Consider the following 17,788-nt stretch of genomic DNA (forward strand, 5'->3'; position numbering starts at 1 on the left):
TTGCTTGAAGTCTTCACTATAAATAGTAAGACGACTTCTAATCTTGGCTCATCTAATCTAGCATTTGCTTAAAATTATGTTCGTAATGAATTAACTTTGAGTTTTTCTGCTGATTAAATGATAATTTTTATAGTTAGTATAAACTCCGAAAAGAAGTTCAAACCAACTTTATTTTTAGCATTCTTATCTCAGCAAAAATCCACACAAGTTGTTCTTTAGTTTCGCTTTTAAATAGTGTTCCACTGCTGTCGTCCAGTCAGTGATTTAATCTAATATCTTGTTTGCTAAATTTGCTTCAAACCCTTAGGCTCTTTGCTATCTAGCGAGCCGACTATCTTATCATAGTAGATTAGTTTGTCAACTCTTTTTATAATTTGTTTCGCTAAGTTAAGAACTTGATTTGACTAAAATTATGAGTCTCTGTCTTGTCCTATCTCTTATCGAGGTGCGTATTATAGACGCTTATTATTTGGTGTCAAGGGTTTATTTTTAAATTGTTTTAAACGCTCTATTCTCAATCTATGGCTGTGTGATAAATCAAACTGCCTTCCCTTTCGACTGGGTGGCATTATACGCATGTTTAAAGTTGGGTCAAGGGGTTTGTGAAAAGAATTTAATATTCATGTTTTACCTTATCACTTTTTACTCCATTAAAAGCTAATGCAAGCTTACTATCTTCTGATGGTAAGCTTGCTTATTCTACTTATTAATTTAAAGGTTATTTAGTCAAAGGTATAACTGACGCCGACATTACCACCATTTTGACTGCCACTGCCTCCAAAGGCGCTGCTAATGGAGAACTGTCCATCTGATGTAGTATAGCCTATACCTACTGCGTAACCAGACTCTCCTTCCCATGTGCCGCCACCAAGACCAACACTTACTTTGCCTGGGACATTAGGATAGCGTAGAGCGCCAAAGGCGAGAGCACCAGCAACGGCTGAATGAGTTTCTCCTTCGAGATCATCTATTCTTCTATCTGTATAACCAAAGGCTTCAGCACGATTTTGATTGAGCTGAGAGACGTTAACTGCATCGTTCGGATTGATACCTGCTGCAACGTTGGTGATACGGCGCTGGTTATTTGCGTTACCTACTGAGACGGTATTATCCGCACTAGTCTGTGAGTTAGCACCAAGTGCTACCGAATTGCTATTAGTCACACTACTATTAGAGCCGATAGCCACTGCATTATTTGCCTGCACGTTGACCGACTCACCAATAGCAACAGAGTTTGAGGCGTCCGTTGTATCAGTAAAGGTTGGGGTGCCATTATTGTTAGCTGTTGCTCCTGTAGCACCGACGGTAGCGTTGCTACCTAAGACTACTGAATTACTGGTCGTATCACCAATGATATTGTCATTACCGACGGCATAATTAGCACTGCCACCTACGATATTGGGATCGCCAAACGCTCCTGATCGGTCGCCTGAGACAATGTTGCCTTTGCCGACGCTAGTAGATTGATCACCCGTGACTATGCTATCTGTTCCTACGGCGATACTGTTAGTACCTGCAGATTTGGTATTAACACCAATAGCAATCGCACCATCAGCTGTCGCACCGTTACCATTATAATTACCTGCATCTTCGCTATCACTAGAACCGTTGACACTAAAGAAACGAGCTTGGCTGTCTTCGATTTGCTCTACTAGTTCAGCTCTAGCTTCTTCACTGATGCCAGATTCGCCTTTATCACCCTTATCGCCCTTAACACCTTGGGCACCCATCGCACCGTCTTGACCATCAATGCCATCAGTCCCATCAGCACCGTCTTGACCTGCTACGCCTTGCAAACCTTGCTCGCCTTGAGCACCAGTTTCGCCTTGAATGCCTTGTTCACCCTGAATACCCTGAGCACCCATTGCGCCGTCTTGACCATCAACGCCATTAGTACCATTTAAGCCATCAGCGCCGTCGATACCGTCTTGACCTGCTACGCCTTGCTCACCTTGTAGACCCTGCTCTCCTTGCTCTCCTTGCAGACCGCGTTCACCTTGAATACCTTGCTCACCCTGAATGCCTTGCAAGCCTCGTTCACCCTGATCACCCTGATCACCCTTGGCACCTTGAGCACCCGTTGCACCGTCAGCACCATCTTGACCTGCTATACCCTGCAAACCTCTCTCGCCCTGCTCACCCTGAATGCCTTGTTCGCCTTGAGCACCAGTCTCCCCCTGAATACCTTGAGCACCAGTTTCGCCTTGTATGCCTTGTTCACCCTGAATACCTTGAGCACCAGTCTCACCTTGGATACCACGCTCACCTTGAAGACCTTGAGCGCCCATAGCGCCCATTACACCATCCTGACCGTCCGCACCGTCTTGACCTGCTATGCCTTGCAAACCTCTCTCGCCTTGTTCACCTTGAATACCCTGTTCGCCTTGAGCACCAGTTTCACCTTGGATACCTTGCTCTCCTTGCAGGCCGCGTTCGCCCTGATCACCCGTTGCACCGTCAGCACCGTCTTGACCTGCTACGCCCTGCAAACCTCTCTCACCTTGTTCACCTTGTTCACCCTGAATGCCCTGTTCACCTTGAACACCCATTGCACCATTAGCGCCATCTTGACCTGCTACACCTTGGATTCCTTGTTCGCCTTGTTCACCCTGAATGCCTTGTTCACCCTGTGGGCCTGGTGTAAGTTCAATGTTATTAATTTGTCCTTGCAAGTCAGTCAGTCTTCCATCAACGGCTGTGAATGCTGAACCTACGTCGTTATAATTAGTATTATTAATACGATAGGTCGGTGCTTGGAAAGTGCCGTTCATGTTGAACGCGGCATTACCACCAAAGGCAGAGGCTAGGTTCTGTGCTTGAGAGAAGCTGTTCGTCTCTACTCTTTGTAGCTGTGCCACATTGACCGCATCAGTATCAGTCGTCCCTGCGGCGACGCCTGTGATTTGACGGGTTTGCCAATTGGCAGGATCAGCATCACTAATATTACCAACACTCACTGCCGCTAGCGTTGATTGCCATACTGGTGTGGTTCTAGCGTCTGCACCAAAGCCTTGTACGCCTGCATCAACTGTAGTAACGCTTTGGCTGCCTAGTGCAATACTATTATCAATATTAGCTGTTGATCCTGTACCCATCGCGATGCTATCGCGAGCGCTTGCGACTGAGGTATTGCCAACCGCTGTTGCGCGAATACCACTCGCGGTTGCGCCTATGCCTAAGTCTTCATAATCTGCTGCTGCGAACTCAAATATGGGATCATTATTAGTGTCTAATTTGAAGCGTCGACCTTCGTCATCAACTTCTATATCTGTTGTAGCTGCTGCAAACTCTGCTTGAACTATCGCGCCATCGATAGCTACTAGGCCATCTTCTCTACCACTACCAACTGCTGTCGCACCCGTAGCTGAGGCAACACTGCTACTGCCCATTACGCTACTAAATATACCTGAGGCTTCGTTAAAACTACCTATTGCTGAGCTAAAATCTCCAGCTTCATTTTCAAAACCAACCGCCGAGCTATTAGTACCTGAGGCTATGTTAGAACGACCCATCGCTGAGCTAAAGTCACCTGAGGCGTCGTTGCGATAACCCAACGCTGAGCTAAAGCCACCTGAAGCTTCGTTGCTATAACCTACGGCGGAGCTGGAACCTCCTGAGGCTGTGTTACTACGACCGACCGCTGAGCTATCGATGCCTGAGGCTTCGTTGACACTACCCATCGCTGAGCTATCAGGACCTGAGGCTGTGTTACTACGACCGACCGCTGAGCTATCGATGCCTGAGGCTGAATTAAAACTACCCATCGCTGAGCTAAAGCTACCTGAGGATGTATTACGGTTCCCTAGCGCTGAGCTATAAACTCCTGAGGCTTCATTATTAAGACCCATCGCTGAGCTGGCATCACTTGAGACTGTATTATTACGTCCTACTGCTGAGCTAAAGCTACCTGAGGCTGTATTAGAATCACCCACCGCTGAGCTAAAGCTACCTGAGGCTGTATTAGAATCACCCACCGCTGAGCTAAAGCCGCCTGAGGCGTCGTTGTCAAGACCACAAGCAAAAGCAAAACCACCAGTAGCGGTGCTGCTGCCAGTCGAGTTACCAGAATCAAGTATACAGACCTCTGCCTGAGCGCTCATCATTGTCAGTCCTAAGATACTGCCTATCGCCACCGCTATCGCTTGGCGACGCCATAACTTGTCTGTAGTAGTTGCTGGGATAGCGCCAACAGTACCTACTTGAGTTGAGCGACTTGACTTGCCGCCCGATTTAGTGATTTCACTCACTGCCATATAGCAGCCCGTTGAGCGATTGAAGATGACACGATAGACATGGTTTAACATGATTATTCCCTTTTATTTCTGTATGTTATATCTTGTAATCTTAGTGTAAGCTATGGATAAGGTTTTTGTAATAGTACAAATATACTATTAAGTATGAACGGTCAAATATGAAGACAGACGGTATAGGCTCTTTTGAGTCAAAGGGCATAGCATTTGATTTATCGGTTGTGACACGATGAGTGAGTAAAACGAAAAGAGAATAGATTGAATATGACTGAAGAAGTAGCCAAAAAAAGTTTATTGCTAGTAGATGACCATGCTTTGTTTCGCGCAGGGTTACGTCTTATTTTACAAAGTAAAATAAAAGCAAATATTACTGAAATTGAGAAAATTAGCGATGTGAGTGAACTAGATGTAGAAGTAGATGTGATCTTATTGGATATCTGTCTGCCAGGACTCAATGGCATTGACGGCATGAGTATTTTGCAAAAAAAATGGCCACAAGCGCGTATTATGTTGCTATCGGCACTTAGTAACCATCAAGATATCAACAAGGCACTGGCATTAGGGGCCAGTTGTTTTTTGAACAAAAATACAGATCCTGCGGTTATTTGCACTACGGTACAATCGCTTCTAAAATTGCATGTGTCAAATACGAGTAGTCAGGTCACCGCTATACCCCTGCCAGCGGTTACAGAAGCCAAGTCGCTGCTTAGTATTCGATTATTAGAGGTGTTAGGGCTTATGGCTGAAGGTCATAGTAATAAGTATATCGCTGACAAACTATTTCTTAGTGAGCATACGGTACGCAATTATACCGTTACACTAATGAAGCATTTTGAAGTCAATAATCGCACCAAAATTATCATTGCAGCGCAGCAAGCAGGGTATCTTACCTAATCGGCTCATTATCATCTTTATTAGTATTTTTTATACTCCTCTATAGTTTGAAAAGGTATGGTCATAGATTATGTTTAAAGACGATATAGAGGCTCTACCTAGCCTTATCCCAAACCACTATGATCCCAAACTAGTACTAGCAGAGCAGACCAAACTGGCTCATAGATATCTACCCTTAGCATTGTTAGGCACGCTTTTTACAGCACTCTGTTTTGTGGCAACGATGTACATCACCTACGATCTCAGTAACAATCAAAAGATACTCAATATATTCTGGATAGTCTATCAGGCGATTATTTTAGGGTCATTGTGGCAGATCACTCAACTAATACTAAAGCGGGTAGAGAGTCTTAGTCTTAAATTTTTAAAAAATATATTCATCAGTTTTGCTATATTATTTTCGTCGGCTATGATCTTGGGTATTATAGTCTTTACCGTTATGCTGCTCCATACGCCTGAAATGATGCTGCTTGCTACAAATGCTTTAGTCGTTGTTTGGATAGTATTTCATAGTATTATTCTTACCTTTTGCTGGAGCCACTGGGAAAAAATAAAAGCTTTATTTCATAAGCTTAATGCGCCTGACAAGCCTATAGAAACAGACCATACTCAAATGCCAGTTCTAAGTGCGGCGACTTCTGTGAGTCATGCTCATTATCTAGCTAACTACGCCGCTTATAGTGTGTTATTTGTCTGTGCACTTGCCATTGCCTGTCTATGGGCACTGGCTATTGGTAAAGCTTTTACGACTAACATCCAAAACTCAACGCAAGTAATAGTCCTGCTAGGACTGCATTTGGGTCTGTTAAGTGGTGGCATCTCATGTTTGGCAACGTTTTGGCGAGTTTATATTGCCTACGCTCTACCTAGTGTTTTTGTATGGATTTTTTTGTTGAGCTATATGACCGATACTGGACTCATCATTTTAGCTTTTGCTGTCATTGGGCTATTGTTCTTTGATATTTTCTTTGCTCGCCATACCTCTATTAATACCTTGAAGGCGATTTTGGTTTATATAGAAAACGAGAGTCTGATTGCTCAACTGCAAATAAAAACTCGCCAAGTCGAAGAAGCAAGCCTAGCGAAGACTAAAATCTTAGCATCAGCCAGTCACGATTTGCGTCAGCCTGTCCACGCGCTAAGTCTATTCATCGAAGCATTGGCTGATACTGACCTTGATCTTCATCAATCGCAGATAGTCGACTATGCAAAATCTGCCAGCCACTCTAGTCGAGAGATGCTCAATACGATATTAGATTACGCGCACATTGAGTCCGGTCAGATGACCGCGCAGTATACTGCTACCAATCTTGATAGTATTATTCAGAATCTGATCGATGAGTTTGGGATTCAGGCTGATAACAAAGGCTTATCCCTACGCTATACACCCAAAGGTACTTGGGTTATGACTGACCCTACTATGATCGCGCTTATCCTCAGAAACCTCATTAGTAATGCCATACGCTATACCAATGAGGGCGGTATAGTCGTTGGCGTACGCAAATCTCCAATAGTAAATCAATCTATCTTGATAACGTATTGTCGCGTTAGTGTTTGGGATACAGGAAGCGGCATGACTGCTGATGAAACGGAACAGATATTTGAATCGTTTTATCAGATAGAGCGTAACAAAACGACAGATCAAGGATTGGGTCTGGGTTTGGCTATCGTCAAAGGTATGACGCAACTGCTAAAAGCTGAGCTCGACGTCAAGTCAAGTATTGGTGTCGGATCGCAGTTCTCGATTGTGCTCCCAACTTGCCAGCCTATTAATGATGGGAATCTAGATAATAATACGACTATCGATCATCTCAAACAAAAGGTTGTGTTAATCATTGATGATGATGATGCGGTGCTAAAGTCAATGCAATTACTCCTCGGATCTTGGGGCTGTCAGCCTGTTGCCGTACAGACGCTTGAGGAGGCAGTAACTGCTTTTAATAAGTGTCATCCTGACATGGTCATCACCGATTTTCGCTTAGCTAATGGCATAACTGGTGAGGATATTATCTTTGCGATTAGACAAAGTAGTGACTCTGCCCATTTGACGCCGTTTGTCATCTTGACTGCCGATACGACGCCGCAGCTATTTACAGCTACTAAAGCGATAAACCCTTTAGTCCTACATAAACCAATAGATCCAAAGAATCTACGCCAGCAGCTCCAACAAGTACTCGCACTTATCTAAACCAAAAAAGCCGCCTACTATCATTAAATAGTAAGCGGCTTTATTTTAATTGTTTCTAAGTTTTACATTTTTGCTTTTATCGTTGTCACAATACCTGACAAAGCATAGATGATACCGATAGCTAAGATACCCACAGGGATATCATAAATAAGAATACTTAGAACTAGAACGGCAACGATCAAAGCGACAAAAGGCACTTTCTTTTTATCGAACTCTTTAAAGCTATAGTACTTAACGTTACTAACCATCAGCAAACCACAAATCACCACCCAAGCGGCGAACAAAATCATAATTAAAGTGTCATATTGACCCACCCATTCATTGTGGTCAATGGCAACCATGACCGCTGCGGTGACTAAGATCGCCGCTAAAGGACTAGCAAGGCCCACAAAGTACTTTTTATCGACGATGCCCACTTGCACGTTAAAACGCGCCAAACGAAACGCGCCGCAAGCCGTAAAGACAAAAGCACAGCCTAAACCAATACGGCCTAAAGGCTCTAGGGCAAAGCTATAGACCAAAATCGCAGGCGCGATACCGAAAGCCAACAGGTCAGCTAAAGAGTCATACTGCTCACCAAACGGGCTTTGCGCGTTGAGCATACGCGCTACTCGTCCATCGGCACCATCCAAGATAGCTGATAAAAATATCGCTAAAGCGGCTTTATAAAACTCGCCACTGGTGCTCGCTAAAATCGAATAAAAGCCAGACAACAACGACAAGGTGGTAATCAAATTGGGGGCCAAATAGACACCGCGACTCACTACTTGCTGACCCTCGGCACCTTCTGCCTCAATGACTTCAAAGGTGAGGCCTTCATAATCGTCATTATCTGCTAAGCGAATGTTAAACTCATGCTCATCAAGATAAGGCGGCTGCGTGGCGGCACTATCACTAATATGACCTAAATTATCATTGAGCGGCAGCTCAGCTGATTTTTCAGTAACACCAGTAGCTTGATTATCGATAATTTCGTCTTTATTACTAATGCCGTTCTCCATACTCATAACCTATCCTTATTCGCCGACCAGCCAGCGTACATTGGTCGCGCTATCAGGGGTCATGTTTGGTGCATCAGCAACTTTAAGCGCAGGCTGCAAGAATCGCAATATCTCGCGCGCTTGGTTGTCAAACTGCCAAGGCGGATTGATAATAAGCATACCCGTACCGTTGAGACCAACCGCGACATCGTTAGGATAGATGTTGAGCTCACAGATCAGCTGACGTCTGATATCAGTGCGTTTTAGCTTTTTGTAAAATAGCTCAACCGCTTCGATGTTTTTGATCGGGAACCATAGCGCATAGGTACCTTGAGGCCATTTATTATAAGAGGCGACAAGCAAGTCAATCAGACGGGTAAAGTCCTTGTGCTCTTGCTCATAAGGAGGATCTAAGAATATTAGACCACGGCGCTCAGCAGGTGGAATGACCGCGCGGATACCTTCAAACGCATCACGGTGATGAATACCAATGGGCAACTTATGCAGTTGATAATTAAGCGCGTCATACTCGCTCGCTTTGGCTTCAAAGGCTTCGCCGCGTACGCCGCCGTCAGGGTTCTTTTCGACATGGTGCGCAATCCACCATGGTGAGCCGGGATAGACTTTGCTATCGTAGGTAAAGCGTGCTTGCTTGATACCTTCTATATAGTCTTTAATAGCGGCTGGGGCTTTTTCCATATCGATATCGGCATTTTTAAGCAGCGCTTGTATACCGCCTTTGGCCTCGCCTGTCTTGCGCGCCTCTTCGCTTGCGAGCGAATACAGTCCGCGCCCGCCATAAGCATCTAGCACATAAAAAGGCTTGTTCTTTTGGCTGAGCTGATTGAGGAGTTGTACGAGCAATATGTGTTTGACCACATCAGCAAAGTTACCGGCGTGGTAGGCATGTTTATAGTTCATAGTCTCAAAAGTTTAAATAAGAAAAATTGCATCTATGGTAGCATAGACAGCATAAAAGATAACGAGGTTTCGGTAACTCGCCATTGAATAAGAAAGGTGAAAAAGTCGTTTGACTATGCTTATTATAAGGATAAAAGATGACAACGATTCATAGTAATACTGAGATGATGAATTCTGATTTGGATAAATTGACTGTTAATAAGCCAGTAGAATCTGATAATACCTTGCTACTTGTCCAAGATATTGCCACTCTGCAAGCCGCTGACTTTGTTGTCAATTGGGAACAAAGGCTTACCGATATGCAGCTAAACAAGCTTAGTTTTGAAGGTTTTATCATTATCGATAATGTCTTTAGTGACAAAGCTCTACTCGCTTTGCAGGCAGAGAGCGGTTTCGTTGATTATCGAGAGGCTCATCTTACAGCTGGCGTGCGTTTAAGTCATATACGCGGGGATAAAATCCGCTGGATTAATAACCACTTTTTAGCAGGATCCTATTATTTACAAAGCATTGATAAGCTCGCTGATGTTTTAAACCGTGCGCTATTTACAGGGATTCGCCACAGCGAGGCGCATTATGCCTGCTACCCTGTTGGCTTTGGCTATCAGTGGCATAGCGACAATCCTGCGGGGCGTGATGAGCGGGTGCTATCAGCGGTGTTTTATCTTAATGACAATTGGGAGGCAGGTGACGGCGGCGCAGTAGAGCTCGTTGATAATCACGGTATCTCTCATACCATTATGCCCGTTGCCAATCGCTTGATTATCTTTGCTAGCGACTTACAACATCAAGTACAAATTGCACATCGTCAGCGCTATTCTATCGCCACTTGGATGCGCCGTGACGGTTTAGTGCCTTTTGTTGAGGAAGGTTAGTTATCCGTTGAATTGTTTATTCTAATAAAATTAATTCTAGTACAAGGTTTCTTATGTCAGAAAATAATAACAAAAACGTCTTAGCGCAAAACCATCAACAAGCCACGCTAGATCTGAGCATTGAGCTGCTTGAGCGTCCTTCAGTTACGCCAGATGATGACGGCTGTCAAGATATATTGTCAGCGCGATTAGAGCAAGCAGGCTTTGACTGTGAGTTTATGTACTTCGGTGATAGAGACAAAACAGGTGAACATGCTGAGGTCAAAAACTTATGGGCACGGCGCGGCGCGGCTCATCCTGTGATTTGCTTCGCCGGTCACACCGATGTCGTACCGACTGGTGGTGTCAATAATTGGACCTATCCACCCTTTACACCAACTATAGCGGATGGCTATCTATGGGCGCGCGGTGCGGCGGATATGAAAACAGGCATCGCGGCTTTTACCATTGCAAGCGAGCGTTTCGTTGCTAATCATCCTGAACATAACGGATCAATTGCTATGCTGATTACCTCTGATGAAGAAGGCCCCTCTATCAATGGTACGGTGAAAGTCATCGAAACCTTGGAAGCGCGCGATGAAAAAATAACTTACTGCCTAGTCGGCGAACCTTCAAGTACCGATACGCTTGGCGATATTATCAAAAACGGTCGCCGCGGCTCGTTAGGCGCAGAGCTGACGGTCACTGGCAAACAAGGTCACGTCGCCTACCCGCATTTGGCCAGTAACCCAATTCATGCGGCAATGGCAGCACTGGCTGAGCTGACTGCTGCTGAATGGGATACTGGTAATGATTACTTCCCTGCCACTTCCTTGCAAATATCTAATCTCAATAGTGGTACGGGCGCGACCAACGTCATTCCTGAAACGCTAGAAGCTGTATTCAACTTTCGTTTTTCGACTGAAACGACTGAGGAAGAACTCAAAGAAAAAACTCATGCTATCTTTGACAAATATTTTGCTGGTAGTAAAGCCAACTACGATATCCGTTGGAAACTATCAGGCAATCCATTTTTAACGCCAGAAGGTAAGCTTGTCTCCGCTTGTCAAAACGCGATTAAATCAGTGACAGGTACTGATACGACTTTATCTACTTCTGGCGGAACCTCCGATGGACGCTTTATTGCCCCGACTGGTGCGCAGGTTGTTGAATTAGGCGTACGTAACGCCACCATTCACCAGGTCGATGAAAAGGTTGAAGTTGATGATTTGGGCAGGTTAGCGCAGATTTATGAGGGAATTTTGAAGAATTTGTTGCTTGATTAGGCTCTACCGTATCAATGACGTTAATAAAACAGCAACAATAAAGGCAGCGCTTAAATGTTTAGCGCTGCCTTTATTTGTTTTAAGTATTATTGTAGCCTAATAAATAACCTGTATTAACAGTCACTTAAGATGATAACCACTAAAATTTGGGTAGATCCATTAAAAATAGGATATATAAATGTTGCTTACTGCTTGCAAACGATAATCATTATTGTTAATATTCGTTTTTACAAAAATGCAGCATTAATTTTTATGTTTTCGTTTTGGAGCCCGTGCGATGTCTCATCCTTATAAGTCTGTTACTATATTTTTATTGTCCACTTTAGCCTTGTCCATGCAGGCAGTTTATGCGCAAAGCGTTGATACCCAGCAAGGTAATCTCGAAGAATCAGTAGTCTCGGTAACCTTAGACGAAATTACTGTTATCGGTAGTAAAGACAATGTGCCCTTGATGACGGGTTCTGGTTATTACGTCGATAACGAACAGTTAGAAAATGAGTACATTACAGATATTAACCAAGTTTTAAAGACCGTGCCAGGGGTTTACGTCTCTGAAGAAGATGGGTTGGGCTTACGTCCTAACATCAGTATTCGTGCTGGTATCGGTGGACGTAGTAGTAAAGTGCATTTAATGGAGGACGGTATTCCTATCGCACCCGCTCCTTATGCTGCCCCTGCCGCCTACTATCATCCGACAGCGCTGCGTATGTCAGGTGTTGAGATTCTAAAAGGCGCGCCGCTGCTACGTTATGGGCCGCAAACGACTGGTGGCGTTATTAACTATTTATCAACCCCTATTCCTGCCACTAATGGCGGTCAAGCGATGACCTCAATCAACGACCGTGGCGGTGTGGATGTTCATGCTTATGCTGGTGGACGCGAAGGCGACTTTGCAGGCTCAATTGAAACTGTGCAACAACGAGGCAAAGGCTTTAAAGAAATTGATGGTAAAGACATTGGCGACTATGACAATCAAGATTATGTCCTAAAGGGTCGTTATCAGATCAATCCTGCGCATAGTTTGTTTGCCAAAGCACAGTATTCTGATAGATCTAGTGATGAGACTTACTTAGGTTTAACAGATGCTGACTTCAATAAAAATCCTAACAGACGCTACCCGATGTCTGCGCTTGATAACATACAAGACGAACATACCGGACTTAACTTGACGCACAACTGGATCACGGATAATAATAGCGAGCTACGTACTACCGCTTATTACAATAAAACCCATCGTAACTGGTATAAGCTCAATGATAACAAAATCAATGATTTTTATGAAGGCAATATCACCCAAGGGCAGCTAGATGGTACCGAGGATTTAGCAGGTATCGAATTAAAAGCCAATGATCGCACTTATTATAGTACCGGTGTTCAGACGAACTTCAATACTGACATTTTAAGTGCCTATGGCGATCACAATATTGATGTAGGTGCTCGCTATCACCGTGACAAAGTTGAGCGCTATCAGCCAAGCGATATTTTTAATCAGGTAGACGGTAATTTAATTTATCAAAGCACCAAAGTCCCTAATGGCAGTAATAACCGCGAAGAAAGAGCCAACGCAACTAGTCTTTGGCTAACTGATAAGTGGCAAGTGACTGACCCCTTACTTCTAAACCTAGCCATGCGTTACGAGTATATTGATACTGAAGAGACACGCGGTGTTGATACTGATAATCAAGCACGCGTGAGCAATACTCAGTCTATATTTTTGCCAGGTTTATCCGCAAGCTATCAACTCAATGATGAAGTACAGCTTATAGGTGGGGTCCACAAAGGCTTCAGCCCATTAGGTGCTGGAGTGTCCGAAGATGACAACACGGATCCTGAAGAAAGTATCAACTATGAAATCGGTACGCGCTATATTGATGGTAACAATTATATTGAGGCCGTTGGGTTTTATAGTGACTTTGATTCTGTAATCAGAAACTGCACAGAAAACGTGCCTTGCGGCAGTGGCTCAGATGCCATAACGTCAGGTACCGAAAAAGAGAGTGGTTCTGCGGTGATCGCAGGGCTTGAGTTAATGGCTGGCACTCGCTTTGATGGAGATGGATTCAGTATTCCGCTGCATGCCACTTATACTTACACCCAAGCTGAGCTTGCCGAGGACTACAAAGACACTTTAGATGGCGATCGCTTAACGCTAGTGCCCAAAAATCAAGCCAGTGTACGCGCCGGAATCGAGATGGATTCAGGTTGGGATACTTACTTGACTGCCAAATATGCTGGCGGCATTTGTGAATCAGTGGGCTGCAATCGTACTAATGAGCCGCGTAGCGAGACTGACTCGTTATTCACTTTTGATGCTATTACCCACTACCCTATCGGTTATGATGCTAAGGTCTTTGGTAAGGTTGAAAACATCGCTGACAAACAAGTTATTGTGAGCCGTACGCCATACGGTGCTAGACCAAACCTACCACGTACCTTTACCATTGGCGTGACTAAAGCTTTTTAACTAGCATTGAATAGATAACCTTGATACATTACTCCTAATGGAAAAATCCCCAGCTATAATAAAAATATAGCTGGGGATTTTTTATGACTGTATCAATAAGCATAAATAATGCTTCGTCGGCCTCATTGATCCAACTTACCTGAATAAATGCTTCTATCGTAGAGTAGCTACCTATTAAACAATACGCGCATAAGCTACACGCCTAAGCATCTTAAAAATCACTCATCTGATAGCTCAATTGATGCCGCGGCGCAGATTATTAGACCTCTTGCAAAAGTACCAGTTCATTGACTTTTACTGACGGAGTTACAAGGGCTAGCGATGACTTATCCAAGAGGTCTATTATAGTAAAGTAGACTTCTTATAGTGTTGATATGATAGCCTCACTCAATACCAATATAAAGATCCAATTGCCCATATTCTAAATTACCCCCAATATAATGCTCAAAATCGACATTATAAGTGCGAGTATGCTCGCAATCACGATCATGGAAGTACTCCCAAGCCTTCTCCCATGCATTCATGACCGTGTTAGGCATTCTGCCCTCTTCGGTGAATACTAAATACTTACCTTCGGGGATTATGACGCTGACCACATCGCTACCATGAGCGGCGCTAAGAATATTCTCAGGACTTAAAACATTACTGTCTTTGCTATTATCTTCGTTGTCATTCTCATTGCCATCCTCTCCCTCTACCGGCTCGCTCTTTACCTTCCAGCTGGCGACCACATCAAAAGCACCGACTAAATCATCGCTCTCGTAGTTATAATAGACGCCGTAAATATCTTCACCTTCAGCAAGATGACTAACGTGGTTTTGATAGAACTTTTGCCACAATCGACCTAATTTAGCCGTGTCATGGCTAATCTCAGCGTTGTTAGTGGTACGAGCACTGATGCCTTTGCAAACTATCGCTGTCGATAGCTCTTTAACTTGTGATGTCATAATGCTGCCTATTCTATTTTTGTATTGGAGTTATTATTAGTAATACGACTTAAATGATAGAAATCTTATTAATCGGCTTCATCGATCCAATTCATCTGAATGGCTTCTAAAATACCTTCGTTTGAGCGCTGCGGATCATCATCAAAGCCTTCTAATTCCGTCACCCAGCGATGCAAATCGGTAAAGCGTATGTACTGCGGATCAGTCTCTGGAAATTTTTCATAAAGCTCGATTGCGATATCTAAGCTGTCTGTCCATTTTAATTTTTGTGGCGTCATAACGGTACCTTTTTTTAGTCGTTTTAGAAATAGTAGTGTCGCCTTAGTATTGGCGATTTGATAGGCTCTATCCTACCAAAATTCAGCAAATGATTATAGTCAAGTTGTTTTACCCTGTTATTGTCAGTACGCTTTTTTCGTGCTGTTTTTGACATTATCTATGCTGACTTGGCCGACTTAACCGCGACTTGGTGCTGATTCCAACTATCAATGACATCGCTTAGCTTCTTACCATTCATATCTAGCACACGTGGCTCGCATTTATTGCCTTGCTTATCTTTTAGTACAAACTTGGTCATCCCAACGCCCATCAGTTGGCTTTTGACAAAAAAGCGGCTTTCAAAGTAGATATACTTGTTATCCCAGCCGGCAAGTACACTACTGACCGTCATTTTATCCAAAAAATTAATCTCTTTAAGATAGATCATCTCTTGCATAGCGATGACCCAGTTTAAAGGCTTAATACCCTTTTGATGGACACAAGCCATGAGCCAACGGGTAATATTGAGCTCAATAAAGGACAAGTACCGATAATTGGGTAGGTGATCGCGAAAGCCCATATCATGCGGTAGTACTCGATAATGGCGAACAATTGGCGCGCTTAACGCCTCGCTATCTAGGGTTTTATTATCACTCTTTTCTTGCTGCTTGAGCTGTTGTTTGAGTAAGCTTGTCATAATAAAAAAACGGATTAACATATTCATAAGGAACTCTTTTCGCGTTTATTCTGTGTGTTATAGTCGATTCTAAATAAAATAGATATATGGTTTTTAGCCGCGGAACTGGTATAAATTTTACTGGCGTGCTGTGCCTACGCAGACAGAGGCTGCATAACTAATATTTAAACAAAAGCATCCCAGTCCCGCTGTGTCGTTTTTATAATGAACTCACTATATAAGTGAAATAATGGCGCTATACCATAACGCAAAAAAGCCACCGGAGTGACTTTTTTACTGGAAATGCTTATTAAAAAGTACTAATAGCTAATTAATGACCGCCGCCATTGATACTGCGTACCATCTCTTCCACCATTTTCTTGGCATCACCAAAGATCATCATAGTCTTATCCATATAGAACAGACTGTTATCTAAACCAGCATAGCCTGTGCTCATTGAGCGCTTGATGACCATAACCGTTTGCGCTTTGGTTACCTCTAAGATAGGCATACCAAAGATTGGTGACGTGGGATCGTCTTTGGCTGATGGGTTGACCACGTCATTAGCGCCAATGACGAGCACCACATCAGTACTTGGGAAGTCTGAATTAATCTCATCCATCTCCAAGATATCATCATAAGGAACGTCAGCCTCTGCCAATAGTACGTTCATGTGACCGGGCATACGACCGGCAACCGGGTGAATAGCAAAGCGCACGTTGACGCCCTCTTCTTTTAGTAGCTCGTATAGCTCTTTGACCGCATTCTGTGCACGGCCTTGCGCCATACCATAACCCGGTACGATAATGACGTCGCTAGCATTAGACATAAGAAAGCCTGCATCTTCTGCTGAGCCTGACTTATAGTTCTTTGGCGCGCCGTCATCAGCGCCGCCTGCCACCGCTGCACTGCCCATTCCGCCGAATAAAACGTTAATCAATGAGCGGTTCATCGCCTTACACATAATATAAGATAAAATTGCCCCTGATGAACCGACCAGTGAGCCTGCAATAATTAGCATCGAGTTACCTAAGGTAAAACCAATACCTGCTGCAGCCCAACCTGAGAAGGAGTTAAGGAGCGACACAACCACTGGCATATCACCGCCGCCGATTGGCGCAATCCACATCCAACCAAAGGCGATTGCTAATACCGTCATCACGTAGAAGGCAGTGAGCGAATCAGTAACAAAGTATACTGCGCCAAAGCCTAGCATCGCGATAAATAATAGCGCTTGCACGGGCTTAACCCAGCCGCCATTAACCGTTTTTGCCCAGCTTTTTGCGGCAAGTTTACCAAAGGCAAAGACCGAGGCTGAGAAGGTAATCGCACCGATGAAACAGCCAATAAATAGCTCTAAGCGGGTGACCGTATTGTACTCTTGATCAGAATGTAATACCGTTGCCAAAGCAATCGCTACTGCTGCCAGGCCAACTAAGGAGTGCATCAAAGCCACGGTTTCTGGCATTTGTGTCATCGCTACCGTTTTTGACTTCCAAATACCAACCGCTGCGCCTAATACCATGGCACCAATGATCATCCACATTATCGGACCTTCGGCCAAGAAGAAAGTGGTGATAACGGCAATAGCCATCGCGACCATACCCAAACGGTTACCGCGGATAGCGGTCTTTGGGCTTGAGAGTCCACGTAAGGTCAAGACAAATAAAATAGCGCCAACTAAATAAAACCAGTCCGCATTAGTGGCGATAAAGTTTGTTAAATCACTCATGCATCACCTCCATTATCCGTTTTTACCACTGGCGCTTTTTTGGGTTTAGGTTTGAACATAGACAGCATGCGCTCCGTCACTGAGAAGCCACCAAAGATATTGATACTGGCCAAGAACACCGCAAAAGCACCGATCAAACTCGTCGCCGTAAACACTTGGTTATCGATAACAACGGTCTGCAAAATCGCCCCGACAATCACAATACTAGATAACGCATTGGTAACCGCCATCAAAGGCGTATGCAGCGCTGGGGTCACACCCCAAACCACGTAATAACCCACAAAGATCGCGAGTACAAATACGGTGAAAATTGCGACAAATGGCGTGCTAGCCATAGC

Annotated in this window: 13 protein-coding genes; 5 read left to right on the forward strand and 8 right to left on the reverse strand. The window is 44.1% G+C overall.

From position 1 onward, the window contains the following. Positions 1 to 722: 722 nt before the first annotated feature. Positions 723 to 4,304 (reverse strand): ESPR-type extended signal peptide-containing protein, encoded by a 3,582-nt coding sequence (locus tag JMY03_RS00140; protein WP_201599861.1) that lies wholly within the window; start codon positions 4,302 to 4,304, stop codon positions 723 to 725. Positions 4,305 to 4,514: 210 nt separating this feature from the next. Here JMY03_RS00140 and JMY03_RS00145 point away from each other — a divergent pair, with 210 nt between their 5' ends. Continuing rightward, positions 4,515 to 5,144, forward strand: coding sequence for a response regulator transcription factor (locus tag JMY03_RS00145; RefSeq protein WP_201599864.1), 630 nt, complete (start codon positions 4,515 to 4,517; stop codon positions 5,142 to 5,144). Between the two features lie 70 nt (positions 5,145 to 5,214). After that, positions 5,215 to 7,332, forward strand: a complete 2,118-nt coding sequence (locus JMY03_RS00150) for an ATP-binding protein (protein WP_201599867.1) — start codon at positions 5,215 to 5,217, stop codon at positions 7,330 to 7,332. A gap of 62 nt (positions 7,333 to 7,394) precedes the next feature. Here the strand turns inward: JMY03_RS00150 and pssA are convergent, their stop codons facing one another. Then, on the reverse strand, positions 7,395 to 8,339 hold the full coding sequence (gene pssA / locus JMY03_RS00155; RefSeq protein ID WP_227675432.1) for a CDP-diacylglycerol--serine O-phosphatidyltransferase: 945 nt from the start codon (positions 8,337 to 8,339) through the stop codon (positions 7,395 to 7,397). 9 nt (positions 8,340 to 8,348) lie between these two features. Beyond that, positions 8,349 to 9,233 (reverse strand): 23S rRNA (adenine(2030)-N(6))-methyltransferase RlmJ, encoded by an 885-nt coding sequence (locus JMY03_RS00160; RefSeq protein ID WP_201599870.1) that lies wholly within the window; start codon positions 9,231 to 9,233, stop codon positions 8,349 to 8,351. 137 nt (positions 9,234 to 9,370) lie between these two features. Between JMY03_RS00160 and JMY03_RS00165 the strand changes: the two genes are divergently transcribed. The 3 genes from JMY03_RS00165 to JMY03_RS00175 all read left to right on the forward strand — a co-directional run bounded on the left by JMY03_RS00165 (position 9,371) and on the right by JMY03_RS00175 (position 13,837). Beyond that, complete coding sequence (locus JMY03_RS00165; RefSeq protein WP_201599873.1) at positions 9,371 to 10,108, forward strand: 2OG-Fe(II) oxygenase; 738 nt, start codon at positions 9,371 to 9,373, stop codon at positions 10,106 to 10,108. A gap of 53 nt (positions 10,109 to 10,161) precedes the next feature. After that, entirely contained in the window at positions 10,162 to 11,373 is a 1,212-nt protein-coding gene (gene dapE / locus JMY03_RS00170) for a succinyl-diaminopimelate desuccinylase (protein ID WP_201599886.1), read from the forward strand. A 277-nt stretch (positions 11,374 to 11,650) separates the two neighbouring features. Beyond that, entirely contained in the window at positions 11,651 to 13,837 is a 2,187-nt protein-coding gene (locus JMY03_RS00175; RefSeq protein ID WP_201599888.1) for a TonB-dependent receptor family protein, read from the forward strand. A gap of 383 nt (positions 13,838 to 14,220) precedes the next feature. Here the strand turns inward: JMY03_RS00175 and JMY03_RS00180 are convergent, their stop codons facing one another. The 5 genes from JMY03_RS00180 to JMY03_RS00200 all read right to left on the reverse strand — a co-directional run bounded on the left by JMY03_RS00180 (position 14,221) and on the right by JMY03_RS00200 (position 17,785). Further along, a complete protein-coding gene (locus tag JMY03_RS00180) occupies positions 14,221 to 14,784 on the reverse strand; it encodes a GyrI-like domain-containing protein (RefSeq protein ID WP_201599890.1) in 564 nt (187 codons plus the stop codon). Positions 14,785 to 14,852: 68 nt separating this feature from the next. Next, positions 14,853 to 15,062, reverse strand: a complete 210-nt coding sequence (gene iscX, locus JMY03_RS00185; protein WP_011279849.1) for a Fe-S cluster assembly protein IscX — start codon at positions 15,060 to 15,062, stop codon at positions 14,853 to 14,855. Positions 15,063 to 15,220: 158 nt separating this feature from the next. Further along, positions 15,221 to 15,766: an acyl-CoA thioesterase gene (locus JMY03_RS00190; RefSeq protein WP_201599892.1), complete on the reverse strand. Its 546-nt coding sequence runs from the start codon at positions 15,764 to 15,766 to the stop codon at positions 15,221 to 15,223. 283 nt (positions 15,767 to 16,049) lie between these two features. Then, on the reverse strand, positions 16,050 to 17,450 hold the full coding sequence (locus JMY03_RS00195) for an NAD(P)(+) transhydrogenase (Re/Si-specific) subunit beta (RefSeq protein ID WP_201599895.1): 1,401 nt from the start codon (positions 17,448 to 17,450) through the stop codon (positions 16,050 to 16,052). Continuing rightward, entirely contained in the window at positions 17,447 to 17,785 is a 339-nt protein-coding gene (locus tag JMY03_RS00200; protein ID WP_051397413.1) for a proton-translocating transhydrogenase family protein, read from the reverse strand. The genes JMY03_RS00195 and JMY03_RS00200 overlap by 4 nt, the downstream gene beginning before the upstream one ends. Between the last annotated feature and the right edge of the window lie 3 nt (positions 17,786 to 17,788).

The sequence above is a fragment of the Psychrobacter submarinus genome, assembly GCF_904846685.1.
GTDB lineage: Bacteria > Pseudomonadota > Gammaproteobacteria > Pseudomonadales > Moraxellaceae > Psychrobacter > Psychrobacter submarinus.

Excerpts from the sequence above, each read along its gene's own strand:
- JMY03_RS00190 (WP_201599892.1), bottom strand. The coding sequence starts at position 15,766 with ATGAATATGTTAATCCGTTTTTTTATTATGACAAGCTTACTCAAACAA.
- JMY03_RS00200 (WP_051397413.1), bottom strand. The coding sequence starts at position 17,785 with ATGGCTAGCACGCCATTTGTCGCAATTTTCACCGTATTTGTACTCGCG.
- iscX (WP_011279849.1), bottom strand. The coding sequence starts at position 15,062 with ATGACGCCACAAAAATTAAAATGGACAGACAGCTTAGATATCGCAATC.
- pssA (WP_227675432.1), bottom strand. The coding sequence starts at position 8,339 with ATGAGTATGGAGAACGGCATTAGTAATAAAGACGAAATTATCGATAAT.
- JMY03_RS00150 (WP_201599867.1), top strand. The coding sequence starts at position 5,215 with ATGTTTAAAGACGATATAGAGGCTCTACCTAGCCTTATCCCAAACCAC.
- JMY03_RS00175 (WP_201599888.1), top strand. The coding sequence starts at position 11,651 with ATGTCTCATCCTTATAAGTCTGTTACTATATTTTTATTGTCCACTTTA.
- JMY03_RS00165 (WP_201599873.1), top strand. The coding sequence starts at position 9,371 with ATGACAACGATTCATAGTAATACTGAGATGATGAATTCTGATTTGGAT.
- JMY03_RS00160 (WP_201599870.1), bottom strand. The coding sequence starts at position 9,233 with ATGAACTATAAACATGCCTACCACGCCGGTAACTTTGCTGATGTGGTC.
- JMY03_RS00145 (WP_201599864.1), top strand. The coding sequence starts at position 4,515 with ATGACTGAAGAAGTAGCCAAAAAAAGTTTATTGCTAGTAGATGACCAT.
- JMY03_RS00180 (WP_201599890.1), bottom strand. The coding sequence starts at position 14,784 with ATGACATCACAAGTTAAAGAGCTATCGACAGCGATAGTTTGCAAAGGC.
- dapE (WP_201599886.1), top strand. The coding sequence starts at position 10,162 with ATGTCAGAAAATAATAACAAAAACGTCTTAGCGCAAAACCATCAACAA.
- JMY03_RS00195 (WP_201599895.1), bottom strand. The coding sequence starts at position 17,450 with ATGAGTGATTTAACAAACTTTATCGCCACTAATGCGGACTGGTTTTAT.
- JMY03_RS00140 (WP_201599861.1), bottom strand. The coding sequence starts at position 4,304 with ATGTTAAACCATGTCTATCGTGTCATCTTCAATCGCTCAACGGGCTGC.